The sequence below is a fragment of the Candidatus Bipolaricaulota bacterium genome, assembly GCA_021159055.1.
GTDB lineage: Bacteria > Bipolaricaulota > Bipolaricaulia > UBA7950 > UBA9294 > S016-54.
In genome coordinates, this window is sequence record JAGGSO010000076.1 from 1 (window position 1) to 5,457 (window position 5,457).

Below are 5,457 nucleotides of genomic sequence, written 5' to 3' on the forward strand. Positions count from 1 at the left end.
TCTATGTACAACGAGGGTCCTTTGAGGAGGTTCCTCCAACGTTCGCGGAGGTCGGCGAAGCCATCTGGGCGTTCCTTCGTCCCGTAGCGGAGAGCATCGCACGTGGAGAACCATTTAATCAAACATGGCTTCCGGGAGGCCCGTGGAAGGCAGAGTGAAGGGGTGATCGATGCCCGAGTTTAGTGAGAAGGCATTTGAACAAGCGATTGAGAGTGTGCTCGTTACTGGGCGCCCAGACGGGATTTCCGGTGATCGCACCGCGGAATCAACGCCCGGCTACGGCGAGTTCATCTCCGGCGGCTACCACCGCCGGACGAGCACCGATTACGACAAGGACCTTTGCCTGATCCCGCAGGATGTGCTCGACTTCATCCTCGATGTGCTTGAGAATTATTCCCGCAGACCCGATCCTCAGGGCCTGCGGGCGGCGGAGCTACTTAGGGACCTGCTCCCAGTCCTTCAGGAACCGGTCGATCCCGACGTCGGTCAACGGATGGTTGAACAGCTTCTTCAACACCGCGTAGGGGACGGTGGCGATCTCCGCCCCGAGCAGTGCCGCCTCGAGCACGTGGCGGGGATGGCGGACGCTCGCTACGATGATCTCGGTAGAGAACCCGTAGTTCCGATAGATCTCGACGATCTCGGATACAAGCTCCATCCCGTTCCCGCCCGCATCGTCGATCCGCCCGACGAACGGGGAGACGAAGCTCGCGCCGCACTTGGCGGCAAGGAGCGCCTGATTCGCCGAGAAGACGAGGGTGACGTTGGTGGGGATCCCCTCCTGTGAAAGCTCATTTACTGCCCGCATCCCGGCCTCGGTCATCGGGATCTTGATGACGACGTTGTCGTGGATCTCGGCAAGGGCCCGCGCCTGGGAGACCATTCCGGGAGCATCGAGGGCGGTCACCTCCGCGCTCACCGGACCGTCGACGATCCCGCAGATCTCCCGTACGATCTCCTCGAACGGCCGCTTCTCCCGGGCGACGAGCGTCGGATTCGTCGTCACCCCGTCGATCACCCACGCCATCTCGCGGATCTGGTCAATGTTCGCCGTGTCGATGAAAAGCTTCATATCCCCTCCTTGTTTCGTATCACCGCTCGCATAAGTTTATTGGATTGGCGTCCAGTTTCCCATCGGGCAGCTGCGGGGCTTGTACATTGCGTTACGCCGGCGCGGCGGGTAAACTTGTGTAAAAGATTCGAAAACCTGCGGTAAATACGAACTGTGCCGGCGGTGGTTGAGCCGGTCTTTCTTTTTGTCCCATGAGGTGCAGGCGTTGGAGGAACGAACATGCGTAAGAGATTGAGTATCGAGAGGGTGAGAAACATTGGGCTGATGGCCCACATCGACGCCGGGAAGACGACAGTGACCGAGAGGATCCTGTTCTTCACCGGGAAGACCCACAAGATCGGCGAGGTGCACGAAGGAGCGGCGACGATGGACTGGATGGCGCAGGAGCGGGAGCGGGGGATAACGATCACCTCGGCGGCAACGACGACCTACTGGCGCGACCATCGGATCAACATCATCGACACCCCGGGACACGTCGACTTCACCGCTGAGGTGGAACGGTCACTGCGCGTCCTCGACGGGGCGGTCGCCCTGTTCTGTGCCGTCGGCGGGGTCGAGCCGCAGTCGGAGACCGTCTGGCGCCAGGCGGAGCGCTACCGCGTCCCGCGGATCGCGTTCGTCAACAAGATGGACCGGACCGGGGCCGACTTCGACGGGGTGGTCGAGGAGATCCGCAGAGAGCTCGGGGCGAACGCCGTCCCGGTCGTGATCCCGATCGGGGCCGAGTCCGACTTTCAAGGGGTGATCGACCTCGTCGACATGAAGGCGATCTACTACGACGAGGCACCGCAGGGCGCGGTGATCCGCGAGGAGGAGATCCCGGCCGAGATGCTCGAGCGGGCAAGAGAGGCCCGTGCCCTGATGATCGAGCGGGCGAGCGAGCTCGACGACTCCCTGATGGAGAAGTTCCTGAATGACGAGCTTCCCGGGAGGGAGGAGCTCGTGGCGGTCATCCGAAAGGCGACGATCGCCGGGAGGTTCATCCCGGTCCTCTGCGGGGCGGCGTTCAAGAACAAGGGGGTGAGGAGGCTCCTCGATGCGATCGTCGACTACCTCCCGTCCCCGGTCGATCTCCCTCCTGTCATTGGGACCCTCCGCGAAGAGAACGAGGAGATCGTCCGCTGCCCGAAGGACGACGCCCCGCTCGCCGCCTTGGCGTTCAAGGTCCAGGCGGACAAGCACATCGGGAAGCTGACCTACGTCCGTGTCTATTCCGGGGTTCTGCGCGTCGGGGACACGGTTCTCAATTCGACGCGGGACAAGACCCAGCGGGTCGGGAGGCTGTTCGAGATGCACGCCGACCACCGCCAGCCGGTCGAGGAGCTCCGCGCCGGGGACGTCGGCGCGGTCGTCGGGCTCGGGGACACGCGGACCGGGGATACGATCTGCAGCAAGGAGCATCCGATCGTCCTCGAATCGATCGATTTTCCCGCCCCTGTCATCGGGGTGGCGGTTGCCCCGGAGACGAGCGCCGATCGGGACAAGCTGTCGGTCGCTCTCGCCCGGCTCGCTGAGGAGGACCCGACGTTCGCCGTCCGCTCGGACGATGATACCGGCGAGGTCGTGATCTCCGGGATGGGTGAGCTCCATCTCGAGATCATCCTCGATCGACTCCGCCGCGAGTTCAACGTTGCGGTCAAGTCCGGCCGGCCGCAGGTCGCCTACCGCGAGACGATCCTCTCCGCGGTCGACCACGAGTACCGCCACGTCAAGCAGACCGGAGGGCGCGGCCAGTACGCGCACGTGGTCTTCCGGATCGCCCCGAACAAGCCGGGCGGGGGGTTCCAGTTCGAGGACGAGATCACCGGCGGGAAGATCAGCCGCGAGTACATCCGCGCGATCGAGCGGGGGATCCTCGACGCGATGGCGAAGGGCCCGTACGCCGGGTTCCCGATGGTCGACATCAAGGTGACGGTCTACGACGGCTCGATGCACGAGGTCGACTCCTCCGAACAGGCGTTCCGCACCTGCGGGATGATGGGGTTCCGCGAGGCGTGCAAGAAGGCGGGATTGTCCCTCCTCGAGCCGGTGATGAGCGTCGAGGTGACCGTTCCGGAGGACTATACCGGCGCCGTCACCGGGAGCCTGGCGGCGAAGCGAGGGAGGATCGTCGCGATGGACCGGAAGGGGAACGCCGCGTCGATCAGGGCGCTTGTCCCACTCGCCGAGATGTTCGGATACGCGTCCGAGCTTCGCAACATCACAAGCGGTCGGGGGAGCTTCACCATGCAGTTCGAGCACTATGAGGCCGTTCCCTATGCTATTGCCGAGGAGATCGTCGCTGCACGGCGGAAGACCCCGGCGTAAGCCGTCAGTGGTTGCGGTTTATCTAACCGGGAACGATAATTTCTCCGGCCACATCAAATAAGGAGGCGGAGCGTGTATCGGATATTGAATAAGCGCAAGTTGGCTCCCGAGGTACACGAATACGTGATCGAGGCTCCGGAGATCGCCCGTGCCGCCCGGCCCGGGCAGTTTGTCGTTCTTCGGCTGCATGAGCGTGGGGAACGAATACCTCTCACGATCGCCGATGCCGACCCCGAGACGGGCGGAGTTACGATCGTGGTGCAAGAGGTGGGAAAGACCACGCGCGAGATGGGGGATAAATTCGATAAAGGGGATTGCATCCTCGATTTCGTCGGGCCGCTTGGCAAGCCATCCGAGATCGAAAACTTCGGGACCGTGATCTGCATCGGGGGCGGGCTGGGGATCGCCCCGGTCTACCCGATCACCCGCGCGCTCAAGGATGCCGGCAATACGGTGCTCGGGATCATCGGGGCGCGCACTAAAGACCTCTTGTTCTACATCGACAAGATGGAAAAGGTCTGCGATGAGCTCATCGTGACGACCGATGACGGCTCGGCCGGACGCAAGGGGTTCACGAGCGATCCGCTTACGGAGATCCTCGCTGCAGGGCGGAAGGTGGATCGGGTGGTGGCGATCGGCCCGGCGGTGATGATGCGGGCGTGCGCGGACGCTACCCGGCCATTCGGGGTCCCGACAGTGGTGAGCCTGAACTCGATCATGATCGACGGCACCGGGATGTGCGGCGGCTGCCGGGTGGAGGTAGGCGGGGAGACGAAGTTCGCCTGCGTTGATGGCCCGGAGTTCGACGGCCACAAGGTGAACTTCGACCTTCTCCTGTCCCGACAGCGGTTCTATGTGGAGGAAGAGCGCTGCGCGCTCGAGCGGTACCTGAAGGAACAGCAAGGAGCGGTTGATGGTCAAGCCTAAGCAGACGCCGATGCGCGAGCAGGACCCGAAGGTCCGCATTCATAATTTCGATGAGGTCCCGTTTGGATACACGGAAGAGGAAGCGGTCGCTGAAGCGGAGCGGTGCCTCCAATGCCCCAATCCGACTTGTGTGAGCGGATGCCCGGTTCAGATCGACATCCCCCGCTTCATCAACCACATCAAGAACCGACGGTTCGAGGACGCGATCGCGGTGATCAAGGAGGCGAACTCCCTCCCCGCGGTGTGCGGCCGTGTCTGTCCCCAGGAGGAGCAGTGTCAAGGTTCGTGCATCCTGGGCAAGCGGTTCGAGCCAGTGGCGATCGGGCGGTTGGAGCGGTTCAGCGCCGACTGGGAAGCCGAGCACGGGGTTCACCGCCCGCAGGTCGGTCCCTCCACCGGACATCGGGTGGCAGTGATCGGGGCCGGGCCGGCCGGGCTCACCGCCGCCGGTGAGCTGCGGAAGATGGGACATGCCGTGACGATTTTCGAGGCATTGCATGTTCCCGGCGGGGTGTTGATGTACGGGATCCCGGAGTTCCGCCTCCCCAAGGCGATCGTGACCCGGGAGATCGATAACCTGCGCGAGATGGGGGTCGAGATCGAGGTGAACAAGGTGATCGGCCAGCTGTTCACCGTCGACGACCTGCTCGAAGAAGGGTACGACGCGGTGTTCATCGGGACCGGAGCGGGCCTCCCTCGATTCCTCGGAATCCCGGGCGAAACCCTGAACGGGGTGTACTCGGCGAACGAGTTTCTCACCCGCACCAACCTGATGCGCGCCTACCGGTTCCCGGAGTACGATACCCCGATCAAGGTGGGGAAGCGGGTGATCACCGTCGGAGGGGGAAACGTGGCGATGGACGCCGCCCGCACCGCGCTCCGTCTCGGAGCGGAGGAGTCGATCATCGTCTACCGGAGGAGCGAGGCGGAGTTGCCGGCACGGGCGGAGGAGGTCGAGCACGCCAAGGAGGAGGGGATCATATTCCAGTTCCTCACCAATCCCGTGCGCTTCATCGGGGAAGATGGACGCATCGTCGGGGCGGAGTGCATCCGAATGGAGCTCGCGCCCCCCCTGGATTTACACCACTACCCGGGACTCTACTGACTCGTTCGCAGCTGCTCATTGAAATGTTATTTAAGCTGCCGTAATA

Annotated in this window: 4 protein-coding genes; 3 read left to right on the top strand and 1 reads right to left on the bottom strand. The window is 63.3% G+C overall.

Annotation, left to right across the window (positions count from 1 at the left end; all coding sequences use genetic code 11):
• Nucleotides 1–433 precede the first annotated feature (433 nt).
• Nucleotides 434–1,072 carry a fructose-6-phosphate aldolase gene (gene fsa, locus J7J55_03900; GenBank protein MCD6141847.1) on the bottom strand — a complete coding sequence of 213 codons (639 nt, stop codon included), beginning with the start codon at nucleotides 1,070–1,072 and terminating at the stop codon, nucleotides 434–436.
• A 219-nt stretch (nucleotides 1,073–1,291) separates the two neighbouring features.
• Here fsa and fusA point away from each other — a divergent pair, with 219 nt between their 5' ends.
• The 3 genes from fusA (at nucleotide 1,292) to gltA (ending at nucleotide 5,411) form a co-directional block, all read left to right on the top strand.
• A complete protein-coding gene (gene fusA, locus J7J55_03905) occupies nucleotides 1,292–3,379 on the top strand; it encodes an elongation factor G (GenBank protein MCD6141848.1) in 2,088 nt (695 codons plus the stop codon).
• Between the two features lie 72 nt (nucleotides 3,380–3,451).
• Nucleotides 3,452–4,306, top strand: a complete 855-nt coding sequence (locus J7J55_03910) for a sulfide/dihydroorotate dehydrogenase-like FAD/NAD-binding protein (GenBank protein MCD6141849.1) — start codon at nucleotides 3,452–3,454, stop codon at nucleotides 4,304–4,306.
• Nucleotides 4,293–5,411: an NADPH-dependent glutamate synthase gene (gltA, locus tag J7J55_03915; GenBank protein MCD6141850.1), complete on the top strand. Its 1,119-nt coding sequence runs from the start codon at nucleotides 4,293–4,295 to the stop codon at nucleotides 5,409–5,411. The genes J7J55_03910 and gltA overlap by 14 nt, the downstream gene beginning before the upstream one ends.
• The last annotated feature ends 46 nt before the right edge of the window (nucleotides 5,412–5,457 follow it).

What these genes read in the sequence shown, in the direction of transcription:
- fusA (MCD6141848.1), top strand. Translation starts at nt 1,292, where the DNA reads ATGCGTAAGAGATTGAGTATCGAGAGGGTGAGAAACATTGGGCTGATG.
- gltA (MCD6141850.1), top strand. Translation starts at nt 4,293, where the DNA reads ATGGTCAAGCCTAAGCAGACGCCGATGCGCGAGCAGGACCCGAAGGTC.
- fsa (MCD6141847.1), bottom strand. Translation starts at nt 1,072, where the DNA reads ATGAAGCTTTTCATCGACACGGCGAACATTGACCAGATCCGCGAGATG.